14 protein-coding genes and 1 pseudogene are annotated in these 12,660 nt (G+C 71.0%); 1 reads left to right on the forward strand and 14 read right to left on the reverse strand.

Annotated features, from left to right (window positions below; translation table 11 throughout):
- Positions 1–6: 6 nt before the first annotated feature.
- The 7 genes from ACZ4SA_RS06785 to ACZ4SA_RS06815 all read right to left on the reverse strand — a co-directional run bounded on the left by ACZ4SA_RS06785 (position 7) and on the right by ACZ4SA_RS06815 (position 4,864).
- Complete coding sequence (locus ACZ4SA_RS06785; protein ID WP_468270574.1) at positions 7–834, reverse strand: hypothetical protein; 828 nt, start codon at positions 832–834, stop codon at positions 7–9.
- A gap of 417 nt (positions 835–1,251) precedes the next feature.
- On the reverse strand, positions 1,252–2,223 hold the full coding sequence (ppk2, locus tag ACZ4SA_RS06790) for a polyphosphate kinase 2 (RefSeq protein ID WP_468270815.1): 972 nt from the start codon (positions 2,221–2,223) through the stop codon (positions 1,252–1,254).
- 214 nt (positions 2,224–2,437) lie between these two features.
- A complete protein-coding gene (locus ACZ4SA_RS06795; RefSeq protein WP_468270576.1) occupies positions 2,438–2,788 on the reverse strand; it encodes a PRC-barrel domain containing protein in 351 nt (116 codons plus the stop codon).
- A gap of 95 nt (positions 2,789–2,883) precedes the next feature.
- On the reverse strand, positions 2,884–3,054 hold the full coding sequence (locus ACZ4SA_RS06800; RefSeq protein WP_468270578.1) for a hydrophobic protein: 171 nt from the start codon (positions 3,052–3,054) through the stop codon (positions 2,884–2,886).
- Between the two features lie 168 nt (positions 3,055–3,222).
- Positions 3,223–3,417, reverse strand: coding sequence for a CsbD family protein (locus tag ACZ4SA_RS06805; protein WP_468270580.1), 195 nt, complete (start codon positions 3,415–3,417; stop codon positions 3,223–3,225).
- A gap of 152 nt (positions 3,418–3,569) precedes the next feature.
- Positions 3,570–3,743: a hypothetical protein gene (locus ACZ4SA_RS06810; protein WP_468270582.1), complete on the reverse strand. Its 174-nt coding sequence runs from the start codon at positions 3,741–3,743 to the stop codon at positions 3,570–3,572.
- Between the two features lie 89 nt (positions 3,744–3,832).
- Positions 3,833–4,864, reverse strand: coding sequence for a PHP domain-containing protein (locus tag ACZ4SA_RS06815; protein ID WP_468270584.1), 1,032 nt, complete (start codon positions 4,862–4,864; stop codon positions 3,833–3,835).
- Positions 4,865–5,197: 333 nt separating this feature from the next.
- Between ACZ4SA_RS06815 and ACZ4SA_RS06820 the strand changes: the two genes are divergently transcribed.
- Positions 5,198–5,635, forward strand: coding sequence for a subtilase-type protease inhibitor (locus ACZ4SA_RS06820; RefSeq protein WP_468270586.1), 438 nt, complete (start codon positions 5,198–5,200; stop codon positions 5,633–5,635).
- Positions 5,636–5,690: 55 nt separating this feature from the next.
- Here ACZ4SA_RS06820 and ACZ4SA_RS06825 read toward each other — a convergent pair whose 3' ends face one another.
- From ACZ4SA_RS06825 to ACZ4SA_RS06855, 7 genes and pseudogenes are all read right to left on the reverse strand, one after another.
- A complete protein-coding gene (locus ACZ4SA_RS06825; RefSeq protein WP_468270588.1) occupies positions 5,691–6,488 on the reverse strand; it encodes a hypothetical protein in 798 nt (265 codons plus the stop codon).
- On the reverse strand, positions 6,488–7,768 hold the full coding sequence (locus ACZ4SA_RS06830; protein ID WP_468270590.1) for a VWA domain-containing protein: 1,281 nt from the start codon (positions 7,766–7,768) through the stop codon (positions 6,488–6,490). The genes ACZ4SA_RS06825 and ACZ4SA_RS06830 overlap by 1 nt, the downstream gene beginning before the upstream one ends.
- A gap of 185 nt (positions 7,769–7,953) precedes the next feature.
- Positions 7,954–9,186 carry a cation:proton antiporter gene (locus ACZ4SA_RS06835; RefSeq protein WP_468270592.1) on the reverse strand — a complete coding sequence of 411 codons (1,233 nt, stop codon included), beginning with the start codon at positions 9,184–9,186 and terminating at the stop codon, positions 7,954–7,956.
- Between the two features lie 6 nt (positions 9,187–9,192).
- Complete coding sequence (locus tag ACZ4SA_RS06840; RefSeq protein WP_468270594.1) at positions 9,193–9,678, reverse strand: cation:proton antiporter regulatory subunit; 486 nt, start codon at positions 9,676–9,678, stop codon at positions 9,193–9,195.
- A gap of 623 nt (positions 9,679–10,301) precedes the next feature.
- A pseudogene (locus ACZ4SA_RS06845) lies at positions 10,302–10,532 on the reverse strand (hypothetical protein); the annotation flags it as partial.
- A 6-nt stretch (positions 10,533–10,538) separates the two neighbouring features.
- Complete coding sequence (locus ACZ4SA_RS06850) at positions 10,539–11,417, reverse strand: ABC transporter substrate-binding protein (RefSeq protein ID WP_468270596.1); 879 nt, start codon at positions 11,415–11,417, stop codon at positions 10,539–10,541.
- 124 nt (positions 11,418–11,541) lie between these two features.
- The gene (locus ACZ4SA_RS06855; RefSeq protein WP_468270598.1) at positions 11,542–12,660 is read right to left on the reverse strand and encodes a sensor histidine kinase; all 1,119 of its coding nucleotides are present in this window, start codon (positions 12,658–12,660) and stop codon (positions 11,542–11,544) included.

Here is a 12,660-nt window from a genome sequence, read left to right on the forward strand (position 1 = left end):
CGTCAGTCATACGGAGGGGGGCCGGGACTGGTACAACCGGGTGTGATAGCGGCCTTCCGCCTCCAGTCCGGTGGGGTCGTCGCCGGCACGGAGCACCTGCTCGACGGCGCGACGCTGTTCTCCCGCGCTGGTGAACAGCCGCTGGGGGTAGGTTTGTGCGGAGTCGGTCTCGGTGGTCAGGCCGTGGGCTGCCAAAGTTGCGATCACTGGCTGGTAGGGGACGGTGCGCAGGACGAACGCGCTGACCCAGATCGGCGTCCGTTGACTCCCCAGCAGCGCCTGGAAGGTGCGGTGGGTGATGTAGCCGACGCCCCCGGTGACCGTGATCAGGCCGGTGTCCGCGACGGCGCGCCGCAACTGAGGGCTGGGCGGGTGGTGTTCCAGGTTCTCGGCATGGGCCTCGTCGAGCAGGCCGACGGCCAGGGCGTACTGGACGGCGTTGTCGGCGGTGTCGAGCCCGATGACCGGGGCCGCGTCCGCGCGGCGCCGTGAGGCGTAGAACTTCTTGTCGTGTTCGATGAGTTCGGCCGGCGTGAGGGCGTCGGCCTCGGCGCTCGTGTAGTGCGCGTACAGCTCGGCCAGTGTGACGTGGTGGTTGAGGAGAGCGGCGTTGAAGCCGTACGAACAGCAGAGGTCGAGGACGGTGACGGGGCCGTCGGTGCCGTCGGCCGCGGACCGGTCGGCGCGGGTGCGCCGGAAGACATCCTGCGCATGGTGCGGTATCTCGTACTCCAGCGGGGCGAGCCGGCGGACGTAGGCGCGAGGGTCCGGCTGGTTGTAGATGTCGTCGAATCGAGTCTTGCCCGATGCGGTGCTGACAGGGCTTACAGCCACGGGGCGTACCTCCACACTATGGGGGCGGGTCCGCTGCACAGCTCTATCGGGTTGGTGACACCAACGAATAGACCTCACGGCTGGAACCGGCCACGCGTGGCCCTTGGGTCCCGCGCGGCGCGGCCCCCACACAGGAATCACTGACTGGACATCAGGCAGAGGACTTTGCCTGAAGAATCATCAGAAATTGGCCTTTGATCCGCAGATGAGCCTCTCGTGACGTTCGGATGGCCGGCCGGCGGGTAGGAGCGCGCCGCGGATTTCTTCGACTTCCCGTCCGGGAACAGGCCGGATGTTCGGGATGCCACGGTGGACCACGCCGTGCTCGTCCTCGAAGGGCTCGGCAGTGTCGAGCGAAGCTTGAACAAGGGGAACCCTTCGAAGGGTGGCCCGGCGGCGCGCTCTGCGCGCGGACCGTCAGCCGGCGCCCGGCTCCGTACGGCCACGGGCGGCGGCCTCAGGGTGCTGCCCCCGGCCCATCGCCCGGCCCGACAGCGGTGTGGGCGACAGGTCGCTGCTTTCCTCGCCCGGCTCGAGAAGGGTGTCCGCCGAGCCGACGATCAGCGGATCGGGCACGCCGATCGCCTCGACGTCCTTGCTGGCGTAGTCCAGCCGCCACAACAGGCTGCGCATGGCCTCGAGACGGCCACGGCGCTTGTCGTTGCTCTTGACCACGGTCCAGGGCGCCTCCTGCGTGTCGGTGGCCCGGAACATGTCGACCTTCGCCGCGGTGTACTTGTCCCACAGGTCCAAGGACGCCACGTCGGTGGGCGACAGCTTCCACTGCCGCACCGGATCCACCTGCCGGATCGCGAAGCGGGTGCGCTGTTCGGCCTGGGAGACGGAGAACCAGAACTTCACGAGCAGGATCCCGTCGTCCACGAGCATGCGCTCGAACTCGGGGCACTGGCGCAGGAACCGCTCGTACTCGGTCTGGGTACAGAAGCCCATGACCCGTTCCACGCCGGCCCTGTTGTACCAGGAGCGGTCGAAGAAGACGATCTCACCGGCCGACGGCAGATGCGCCACATAACGCTGGAAGTACCACTGGCCCGCCTCGCGCTCCGTCGGCTTCTCCAGAGCGACCACGCGCGCGCCGCGCGGGTTCAGCCGCTCCGTGAACCGCTGGATCGTCCCTCCCTTGCCGGCGGCGTCGCGGCCCTCGCAGATGACGATGAGCCGCTGCCCCGTGTCCTTCACCCACCGCTGCATCTTGAGCATCTCGATCTGCAGCACCCGCTTGCGCCGCTCGTAGGCGCGCCGAGGCACCTTGCGGTCGTACGGATGGTTCTGCTGCCACGTCTTGATCGGTCGGCCGGCGGCGTCGAGGAGGACGGGACGCTCGGGCCGGCTCTCGTCCACGGTCAGTCCGTGCAACAGCCCGTCCATCGCTTCCTTGTCGTCGCTGCGAGTGTCGCTGACCTTGTCCTTCTCGTCGTCATGCACCGGCGTCACCTTGTCTCGCGGGACCACGCGAACTCCCTGATACCGAAAGGCGGCACCCGGCAAACGGGAGGCGGGGCCGCTCCCGAGGGGGATCACGCGCGGGGCGGGGGGGCGGACGGGAAGATCTCCCCGTCCGCCCCCGCCCCGGGGTCGTGTCTCAGCCCATGAAGCCACCGTAGTAGCCGCCGAGCTTGTCCCGGTATGCCGGGTCGTCGGCGTGTGCGTCCTTCTCGAATTCGGGCGCGTTCTTGATCTCGTCCTTGGTGCGGGAGACATGGACCGTCTCCGCCGCCATGTCGACGCTCGAAACGACGCCGGCGGGCAGCATGACGTGCTTGCCGAAGATCCACGGGCCGGTGTCGACGACGATGTGCGCTGAGCCCACCTCGTCGGAATGCCTGTCCACCTTGCCGATGCTGCCGTCGCTCGCCTCGACCTTGAAGCCGACCAGACTGGTGCCGGTCGCGCGGCCGGAAGCGGGGGTGCAGGCCCAGAGATTCGGGTCCATGAGTGTTCGTGCTCCTCTCATGCCGGATGGTGCCGGTCAGCGGTTGCTCGGCGGGGGCAGGGGGCCGGGAGTCCCCTGCGGATCAGGCCGGATACCTACCAGCGGTACCAGCGGCCCCGACGGCCGCCTGAAGCCGTGGGTCGGACCACGAATCCCAGCAGCCACACAACAAGCACGATGACGGCGATCCACCAGAGAGCCTTGAGGGCGAACCCGGCGCCGAAAAGAATCAGTGCAAGCAATAGGACGAGAAGCAGGGGAACCATTTCTCATCACCTCCGAAAATCCGTATGCCCCGCGCCTGAACCGGCATGCACTCAATTCTGCTTGTTTCTCGGAGAACTTCCCGGGTACACGAAAACGCCACGCACACGCCACGCGAAAAGTGCCGCCGACCACTCGGAAGTGGTCGGCGGCACTTTTCGCGTGGCGTGTCACCGCTTGAAGGCATCCCTCACCTTGCGCACCCCACCCTTGGCCTTTTCCTTGGCATCGCGCATATCACCCTGGGCCTGTTCTGTTCGCCCTTCGGCGGTCAGACTCTCATCGCCCGTGGCGCGCCCTGCGCCTTCCTTGACCTTTCCCCGCGCCTTTTCTGCCTTGGCACGCGCCTTTTCGCTTCCGCTCATGGAAATCACCCTTCACGGTCGTCCTGACTCGCCGTTGCCCGCCGTTCCGCGACGCAAACCGGGAATACGGCAGGAAAAATCGGCATTGCGGCAAGCTGCATATCGACGGCTCGCCCTACGGGGCCTGGCCGCGGCCCCGCCGGCGGCCAAAGTCACCGGCGGCTCGAGCCCGCCCGGGTGCGGAGCGTGTGCACGAGCCCACGGACGACAGCCATGGCGGAGACGCCGTGCGGACCTCTGCCGAGGCGGGAGTCCACGGCCGGCCGGCGACGGGCGGGCCCGTGCCGCCGCAGTTCACGGACGATGGTGGTCAGTTTGGAAGCCATCCGGGCATCCCCCTCTGTTTCGGCGTCCGGGGCGGTGCACCCCGCTCATCGGTTGCCCCGTGGGGCCCTCGGCATGCCCGGTGCACCGGTCAGGGCCGGGGTTGCCGCCGGCTGCGGGTCCATTCGATGAGCTCGTCCGCGGACCAGGCGTTCACGACCCGCTCCTTCGGGACCCCGCACTCCTCGGCGCGTGCGCAGCCGATGCTCTGCCAGTCGAGCTGACCCGGCGCGTGCGCGTCGGTGTCGACGGCGAACAGGACACCCGCGTCGACGGCTCGCCGCAGCAGCCTGCGGGGCGGGTCCCGCCGTTCCGGGCGGCTGTTGATCTCCACGGCGGTGCCGTGCTCCGCGCAGGCGGCGAACACCCGGTCGGCGTCGAACTCCGACTCCGGCCGGGTGCCCCGGCCACCGGTGACAAGCCGTCCCGTGCAGTGGCCGAGGATGTCGGTGAGCGGATTCTCGACGGCCCGGAGCATCCGCCGGGTCATGGTGGCGGAGTCCATGCGCAGCTTGGAGTGGACGGACGCGACGACGACGTCGAGCCGCTCGAGCAGTTCCGGTTCCTGGTCGAGGCTGCCGTCGGGGAGGATGTCGCACTCGATGCCGCTGAGCAGCCGGAAGGGCTGCCACTCGAGGTTGAGGCGTTCCACGATCTCGAGCTGGGCGAGCAGCCGTTCCGCGCTGAGACCTTTGGCGACGGTGAGGGTGGGCGAGTGGTCGGTGAGGACCGCGTAGTCGTGCCCGATCCCGGCGGCGGCGCGGCCCATCTCGTCGATGGGGCTGCCGCCGTCCGACCAGTCGGAGTGCATGTGGCAGTCGCCGCGCAGCGCGGCGCGGAGGTCGGCGCCGCCGTCGGCGAGCGGTGCGCGGGCCTCTTCCTCGAGCCGTTGCAGGTATGCGGGTGTTCCCCCGGCGAGGACCTCCTCGACGACCTTGGCGGTCTTGGGGCCGATGCCTTTGATCTTGACGAGTGTTCCGGCCGCGGCGCGGTCGGCGATCTCCTGCGCCCCGAGGCCGTCGAGCGCCGCGGCGGCGGTCCGGAAGGCCCGTACGCGGTAGGTCTCCGCGAGCGAGCGTTCCAGGAGAAAGGCGACACGTTCCAGTGCCTCCACCGGTTCCATCGGCACCTCCTGGCCCCTCCAGCCCAGTGAACCCCGGCCTGGGCCAACCGTCCAACGCTGCATGACGCAGGCATGAACGTCACCCCACCCTTTCAATCAATGGTTCAAGTATCCCCACACCTAAAAATCAATACCTCAACAACCCCGAACGTCTCTCTTCGGCCGATTCGGCGGGCTACTGAACCGCTGGTCAGCAGCAAGAACCCGGTCACCGCCTGCCCGCAAGGCATCACATGGCGTGACTGAAAGCAGACGTACGGCTGTGCGTTCTTCACCGGGTTCAGTCAGACTCCCGTCCGATTTCCGAAACAACAACCCCTAGGAGTGTTCGAAATGCGGTACATCGCCAGAGGACTCGCGCTCGCGACCACCACCACGCTGGCTCTCGTCGCGGCGCCCGCGGTGGGCAGCGCGGGCGCGGCACAGCCCGGCGCGCAGAGCCTGTACGCGCCCTCGGCCCTCGTGCTCACCGTCACGGCCGGGGACAACGCCGTGGACGGGGCGGTGCTGCGTGCGGTGACGCTCAACTGCACTCCGACGGCCACCGGCACCCACCCTGCCCCGAAGGCGGCCTGCGCCGAACTCCGCGCCAACGAGGGCCGCTTCGACGCCATCACCACGCGTGACTCCGGCGTCGCCTGTACCAAGCAGTGGGACCCGGTGACCGTGACCGCCGACGGCGTGTGGGACGGCAAGCGCGTCAGCTTCGTGCACACCTTCGGCAACGCGTGCGTCAAGAACACCGCCAGCGGCACGGTGTTCACGTTCTGACGCGCGGGGCACGAAGAGCGGCCGCATGGCATGCGGCCGCTCTTCGTGCCGGGGCTCAGGCCCCCGGCGGCACCCGTGAGGGGCGGGCGGAGGCCCGGCTCAGGCCGTATCCCGCGACACCGGCGAGCGCCGCGAGCAGCCCGCCCGCCGCTGTCCAGATCCAGCGGTCGGACCACCGGCCGGAGGACCAGTCCAGCCGGGGCTCCTCCTCGTTCCGCTGGCCGTCGGCGGACACACCCGGCACCAGCGGCTCGGCGAGCGCGCCGTCGACCGCGTACCCGCCGCCCGCGTCCTTCGCGACCGCCTCGACCTCGGCACCGACCGGCAGTCCGAGATCCTCCTCGGGCAGGCCGGTCACGGTCAGGCGTACGTAGTAGCTGCCGGGCAGCGGGTCGTCGGACCACGGCTCCGCGAGCGAACGCACCGTCCGCAGAACGCAGGACAGTTCCACGTCCGGAGCGTCCTGGGCCGCCGTGCGGGCCTGCATGCCGTACATACAGGCCTGGCGGCGGCGCAGTCCGTCGTACACGTCGATCCGCCACGTCGAAGGGCCGTGCCGCTCGGCCGCGTCGGGCAGCGTGACCCGGGCCCTGACGGTGGGCCGCTGCTCGGCGTCGGCGGGGAAGACCCAGTACAGGTAGTCACCGCTGGACGCGTTCGCTGTGGCCTTCTGGTCCTGCTCGATCGGGGTGGCCGTACGGAACGTGGTGCCTGCTTCGGTGGGCCCGGCCTCCGAACCGGTTGTGCTCGCGCCCGGACCCGGGGATGCGTCGTCCGCCAGGGCCGCGCCCGCGGGGGCGAGCAGCGTGGCGGCGGCCAGCGCACCGGCCGTCAGTATGCGTGCGATACCCATCAGCTGGTCCTCCAGACGGCGATGCGCCAGCGCGAGACCCAGCCCCACAGGAGCCCGGCCACGAAACCGGTGAGGACGAGGACACCCAGCAGCCACCAACCGCGGCCGAGGCCGAACGAGGCCACGTCCGAGGCCTCGGCGGGAGCGTCGACCACGTCGACGGTGAGCTCGACGGGCAGGCCGGGCTCGGTCTTGACGGCCGGGGGCGCGGAGAAGGAGTTGCTCACCTGCAGGCACACCGTTTCCGCCGCCGGCTTCACGTCGGTGTCGTCGGCGTCGTCGGGCTCCGGCTTCGGATGGCGCAGGCCGGTCGAGACGAGGTCGGTCCGGCCGTCTCCGGCCTCCGAGCCACGGACGATCTCGCGGCCGTGCACGGTGACGGCACGCAGCAGCACACCGTAGTCCCTGTTCACCGCCCGGTCGGCGCCGATGCTCACGGAGGCGCGGAGCTCCTGGCCGGGCAGTACGTCCACCCGGTACCAACGGTGCTCGCCGAACTTCTCGCGGTCCGTGTAGAGACCGGGGGCGAGCAGGGGTGCGTCGGCGCACCGCGCGGCGCCCTCGGTCGCCACCGGGGTGACGACCGGGTCGGCCGCGCGGTCCACCAACTGGCTGACGCGGTCGGAGAGTTCATCGGTGTGCTGCACGGACGTGTACGTGCCGCCGGTGGCCTCCGCGATACACCTGAGCTGGGCGCGGGTCTTGGCGTCGGGCACCAGCCCCAGGGTGTCGATGACGAGGTGGATGCCCTTCGCCGCGATCTCGCGTGCGACCTCGCACGGGTCGAGCGGCGCGCAGGTGTCCTCGCCGTCGGTGATGAGCACGATCCGCCGGGTGGCGTCCCCGCCCTCCAGGTCGTCCGCCGCCCCCAGCAGCGCGGGACCGATCGGCGTCCAGCCGGTGGGCGCGAGGGTGGCGACGGCGGTCTTCGCCTCCGTCCGGTCGAGCGGTCCCACGGGGTAGAGCTGCCGGGTGTCCTTGCAGCCGCGCTTGCGGTCGTCACCGGCGTAGTCGGCGCCGAGGGTCCGGATCCCGAGCTGCACCTCTTCCGGGACGGCGTCCAGCACCTCGTTGAACGCCTGCTTGGCGGCGGCCATACGGCTCTTGCCGTCGATGTCGCGGGCCCGCATGGAGCCGCTGACGTCGAGCACGAGCTCGACCTTGGGGGATTCCTTGGCCACCGGTTCGTCGGCGGCGGCCGCTCCTGCCGGGAACAGCGCGGCGACCAGGGCTGCGAGCAGGGCGCAGGCCCGGGCCGCGGGCCGTTTTCTTATGATCATCCGCGGATCGTATTGACGATCCGCGGATGCTCCAAAACGGGGCTCGCGAGCGGGCTTCGGCCCGGCCGGGCGCGGTCCGGTTCCCGGGTGGCGGCGTCCGGCTCGCGCACTCGGGCGCGGTCCGGTTCCCGGGTGGCGGCGTCCGGGTGACGCTGCGTCGACTTCAGGCCCGGACCGCTTCGCGGTCAGCTCGCCGTGGCCGCAGTCGACGTCGACTCGGGCGCCGTCGACTCGGGCGCCGTCGGTGACGGCTTGCCCGACGGAGGCGGTGTCCGCAGGAAGCGGCGCACGATCGGCTCTGTCCAGCGTGCCGTCAACGGGCCGATGATGACCAGGATCAGGACGTACGCCGTGGCCAGCGGCCCGATGCGCGGCTCGACGCCGACCGCGAGGCCCGCGATGACGATGGAGAACTCGCCCCGGGCGACAAGCGTGCCGCCCGCCCGGAGGCGCCCGCGGACTCCGATGCCCGCGCGGCGGGCCGCGTACCACCCGGTGGCGACCTTGGTCAGCGTGGTGACGACGGCGAGGATCAGCGCCGGGACGATGACCGGCGGGATGTCCGCCGGGTTGGTCGACAGACCGAAGAAGACGAAGAACACCGCGGCGAACAGGTCCCGAAGCGGCGCGAGCAGGTTGTGCGCGCCCTCTGCCACCTCGCCGGAGAGAGCGATGCCGACCAGGAACGCTCCGACGGCCGCGGAGACTTGCAGTTCCTGCGCGATGCCGGCGACGAACAGCGTCAGGCCGAGGACGACCAGCAGCAGCATCTCGGGGTTGTCGGAGGAGACGGCCCGGCTGATCAGGCGTCCGTGGCGCAGCGCGACGTACAGCACGATGCCGACGGTGCCGAGTGAGATGAGCAGCGTCAGGCTGCCGCCCGCGAGGCTCAGGCCGGCGAGCAGGGCGGTGAGCAGGGGCAGGTAGACCGCCATGGCGAGGTCCTCGATGACCAGGACGCCGAGGATGACGGGTGTTTCGCGGTTGCCGAGCCGCCCGAGGTCGCCGAGAACCTTGGCGATGACACCGGAGGACGAGATCCAGGTGACGCCGGCGAGTGCGACCGCGGCCACCGCCCCCCAGCCGAGGATCAGCGCGGCCGCCGCACCGGGGAGCGCGTTGAGGACGAAGTCGACGAGCCCGGAGGGGTACTGCGTCTTGAGGTTGGTGACGAGTTCGGAGGCGCTGTACTCGAGTCCGAGCAGGAGCAGCAGGAGGATCACGCCGATCTCGGCGCCGGTCGCGATGAACTCCTCGCTGGCGTTCATCGGCAGGAGGCCGCCGTGCCCGAAGGCGAGCCCGGCGAGCAGGTACAGCGGGATGGGCGAGAACCCGATGCGTCCGGCGAGCCGGCCGAGCAGGCCCAGGGCGAGGATGATCGCCCCGAGTTCGATGAGCAGCGCGGTGGTGTCGTGCACGGGTGTCTATCCTCCGGTGATCAGTTCGGCGACGGCGTCGACGCCTTCGCGCGTGCCGACGACGACGAGCGTGTCGCCGATGGCGAAGCGGAAGTCCGGGGTGGGCGAGGGGAAGGCCGCGGTGCGACGCAGTACGGCGACGATGGACGCGCCTGTGCGGGTGCGCGCCCGGGTGTCGGCGAGCAGCCGGCCGGCGTAGGGGGACCGTTTGGTGACGGGGATGTGCTCGGTGACGAGGTCGATCTCGATGTGCTGGTGCAGGTGGGCGACGGGGTCGGGGACGAGCAGTTCGGACAGCGCGGTCGCTTCGTGCGGGGCGAGCGCGGCGGCGTCCTTGCAGTTGTCGTCGTCCTCGGGGTCGTGGAAGGCGAGGATGCGGCGCCCGTCCTGGTGCACGACGACGGACAGGTGCGCACCGGCGTCGGTCTTGAGGTCGTAGCGTGTGCCGACTCCGGGCAGCGCGGTCTTGCTGACGTGGGCCGTGGGTTCCATGGGGGCTCCATAGGGGCGGTCGGTGACAGGTGCGGGCGCGGGTGTCCTGCTCCGGCTGGGCCGTCGACGGGTGAGTCGGCGGCCGCCGGAGGGGATTCTGCATCACGTGTCGCACACCGGCACCGGCCGGCCGTGGATCGGTCGGTCGGCAGGGTCCGTCGGTCGGCCGGCTGATCGGTTCGGTCGTCAGCCGGTGCGAACCGGGTCGGGAACACCGTTGCGCGCACGTGTGTCGATCCGCGCGGACACGACGGGAGCGCGCCGCGGGGGCGCGACGGGCGAACGGGCCGTGGACGAAGGAGACATGGAGGGAACCGGGGCCTGGCTGCTGTACGCCGTCACGTGCCCCCTCCTTTCCGGCCGGCGCCCCGGGCGCCGGCGGCCCCCTCGTGCCGCTGATCGCATTGCCGCACTGCGGGAGCGAGACAATGACTCGGCAAAGAATCCTACCGTAGGACAAATGGCTGGAATCGTACGGCGCCTGGCGCACAGCGCATGTCAACCACTCAAGGGCACCTGCGAACGGCGCCGGAGGAGTTCGGCAACTCCTGCCGCCGGGGCGTCCGGCGCCGAGACGTTGGACAGGCACTCAAGGATGTCGCCGACTCGAGGATGTCGCCGACTCAGGGATGCGCGTCTCCGTCGGTGTGCCCGTCCGCCGCACTCTCCTTGTCGGCCGCCGTACCGGACGTGGTGACGGTGAACGCGGCGGTGCGCACCTTCCCCTCGTGCTTGAAGTCGACGAAGAGCCGGTAGGCACCGGCACTCGGGGCCGTGGCGCCGAACGTCACGGCGGGGCCCGGTCGGGACGTTCCGTCACCGGGTGCGCCGCCCGGGTGGACGTGGAACCGTGCCGGGAGCTACTGGGACCGTGAGGCCGCCTCCAGTGCCTCCGCGACCGCGTCGAAGAAGCGGGCGTGGGCGGCGGCGCTGGGCGGGATCTCCGGGTTCCACGGCAGGAGCCGCGCCCCGGCCTCGATCGCCTCCCAGTCACCCACCCCGCCGAGACGCTCGACCGGGAACGCGTTGGACCGGGCATCCGCCAGTACGACGTCCGGTTCCAGCCGACGCGCGGCAGCCCAGTCGGCCGTGGACCACGATGCCCCGGCGCCCGGTTTTGGCGCGGCCACCGTGACCCCGCACCCGGACAGCGCCCTCAGGTCCGCCCACGCGTCCGGCCGGGCGAGGTGGACGCTGTCCGTACCCGCCGGCGACAGTGCCAGGACCCGTCCGCCTGCCGCCCCGGCCGCCGCCGCGCCCAGACGCTCCCGGGCCGCGTCGAGTCCTGCCCCGGCCGGCGCCCCGGCGCCGAGCGAGCGCGCGAGCGCGCCGAACCGGTCGCGCATCTCGTCGAGCGAACGCCCCTGCCCGACGTCGAGCACCACGATCGGGAGGCGTTCTTCCACATACTTCGCCGTGTCCGGGTCCATGCCGTAGATCTGGTCGGAGCCGTACGTCACGGCCACCAGCAGCTCCGCGCCGGTCGCAAGCACCGCGTCCGCCTCCACACCCGGGCCCGACCCGAGGTAGACGACGCCGTCGAGCGGCAGCGCCCCGGCCTTGGCGGGATCGGGGTGCGCGCCGTCATGAGCGGATCCGAACACCCCCTCGGGCCTGACCCCGTGGTCGAACAGCGCGGCACCCGCCTGGATGTAGGCGACCAACCGGGAGGGTGTGCGCGGCGCCGCGGCCAGCCGGCCGCGGTCGTCGAGGAATTCCCACTGCGTCTGCTGCGCCATACGGCCCGCCCCCAGTCCGATCAGTCGTCCCCGCCGTCGACGTGTCCCTGCCCCACCGCCCACCGGCTCACTCCTGGCGACCGCAGCCGATTCAACTACCTCTCTGGGGCCCGGCCGGCACCACTCAGAGCGGCGCGGCAGCCGCCGGGAGGGACACCTCGAAGCGGCAGCCGCCGCTCACATTGCGCACCTCGGCGTGCCCGGCGTGCGCCTCGACGATGCCGCGGACGATCGCGAGGCCCAGTCCCGCGCCGGCCGGCGGTGTACGGGCCTGGGAGCCCCGCCAGCCCGTGTCGAAGACGCGCGGCAGGTCCTCCTCGGGGATACCGCCGCAGCCGTCGGTCACGGACAGGACCACCCACTCCTCGCGCCGCTCGGCGGCGACGGCGACCGTGCCGTCGGCCGGGGTCCGCCGGATCGCGTTCACCAGCAGATTGGCGAGGACCCGGGTCATCTCCTTGCCGTCCACCTCCACCGGGACCGGCTCGACGCCGTCGCCGACCAGCCGCACCCCGTGCTCACGGGCCAGCGGATCCGCGCCGGCGAGCGCCTCGCCGACCAGGTCGTACATCGACATGCGGGTCGGAGTCAGCGCGAGCGCGCCCGCGTGGATCCGGGAGAGCTCGAACAGGTCGCCGACCATCGAGTTCAACCGGTCGACCTCGGTACGGATCTGGCGGAAGTAGCGCTCGGGGTCCTGGACGACTCCGTCCTCCAGCGCCTCCGACATGGCGCGCAGACCGGCGAGCGGGGTGCGCAGATCGTGGGAGATCCAGGCGACGAGTTCACGCCGGGACGTCTCGAGGGCGCGTTCGCGTTCGCGAGATGCCGCGAGCCGGTCACTGGTCGCGGCCAGCTCCCTGCTGAGCGCGTCCAGTTCGGCAGTGGACACGCCGCCGGGAGCGGCGAAGGAGCCGCCGTCACCGAACGAGCGGGCGGCCAGGGCAAGTTCCCTGCTCCGGGCGACCACCCACCTGCCGAGCAGCAGCGCCGTCGCCAGCGACACGACGGCCGCCATCGCCACGACCATGGTGACGACGGTCAGGTCGTGCGGGGAGAGAAACATCGCCTGCGCGACCGCCAGCGTGCCGGCAAGCATCGCGGTGACCGTGACGGCCGCTACGACGGTCAGGGACACGGCGACGGAACGATGGCGCAGCAGCCGCAGCACCAGCGCCCCGACGACACCGGCAGCCGCGGCGCCCAGCAGCGCATAGCAGGCGATGAGCAGCATGTCCTGCAC

This window comes from Streptomyces sp. NPDC027962 (assembly GCF_055566095.1).

Excerpts from the sequence above, each read along its gene's own strand:
- ACZ4SA_RS06805 (WP_468270580.1), bottom strand. The coding sequence starts at position 3,417 with ATGAGCGGAAGCGAAAAGGCGCGTGCCAAGGCAGAAAAGGCGCGGGGA.
- ACZ4SA_RS06850 (WP_468270596.1), bottom strand. The coding sequence starts at position 11,417 with ATGGCGCAGCAGACGCAGTGGGAATTCCTCGACGACCGCGGCCGGCTG.
- ppk2 (WP_468270815.1), bottom strand. The coding sequence starts at position 2,223 with ATGGACGGGCTGTTGCACGGACTGACCGTGGACGAGAGCCGGCCCGAG.
- ACZ4SA_RS06800 (WP_468270578.1), bottom strand. The coding sequence starts at position 3,054 with ATGGTTCCCCTGCTTCTCGTCCTATTGCTTGCACTGATTCTTTTCGGC.
- ACZ4SA_RS06795 (WP_468270576.1), bottom strand. The coding sequence starts at position 2,788 with ATGGACCCGAATCTCTGGGCCTGCACCCCCGCTTCCGGCCGCGCGACC.
- ACZ4SA_RS06815 (WP_468270584.1), bottom strand. The coding sequence starts at position 4,864 with ATGGAACCGGTGGAGGCACTGGAACGTGTCGCCTTTCTCCTGGAACGC.
- ACZ4SA_RS06840 (WP_468270594.1), bottom strand. The coding sequence starts at position 9,678 with ATGGAACCCACGGCCCACGTCAGCAAGACCGCGCTGCCCGGAGTCGGC.
- ACZ4SA_RS06825 (WP_468270588.1), bottom strand. The coding sequence starts at position 6,488 with ATGGGTATCGCACGCATACTGACGGCCGGTGCGCTGGCCGCCGCCACG.
- ACZ4SA_RS06810 (WP_468270582.1), bottom strand. The coding sequence starts at position 3,743 with ATGGCTTCCAAACTGACCACCATCGTCCGTGAACTGCGGCGGCACGGG.
- ACZ4SA_RS06820 (WP_468270586.1), top strand. The coding sequence starts at position 5,198 with ATGCGGTACATCGCCAGAGGACTCGCGCTCGCGACCACCACCACGCTG.
- ACZ4SA_RS06830 (WP_468270590.1), bottom strand. The coding sequence starts at position 7,768 with ATGATCATAAGAAAACGGCCCGCGGCCCGGGCCTGCGCCCTGCTCGCA.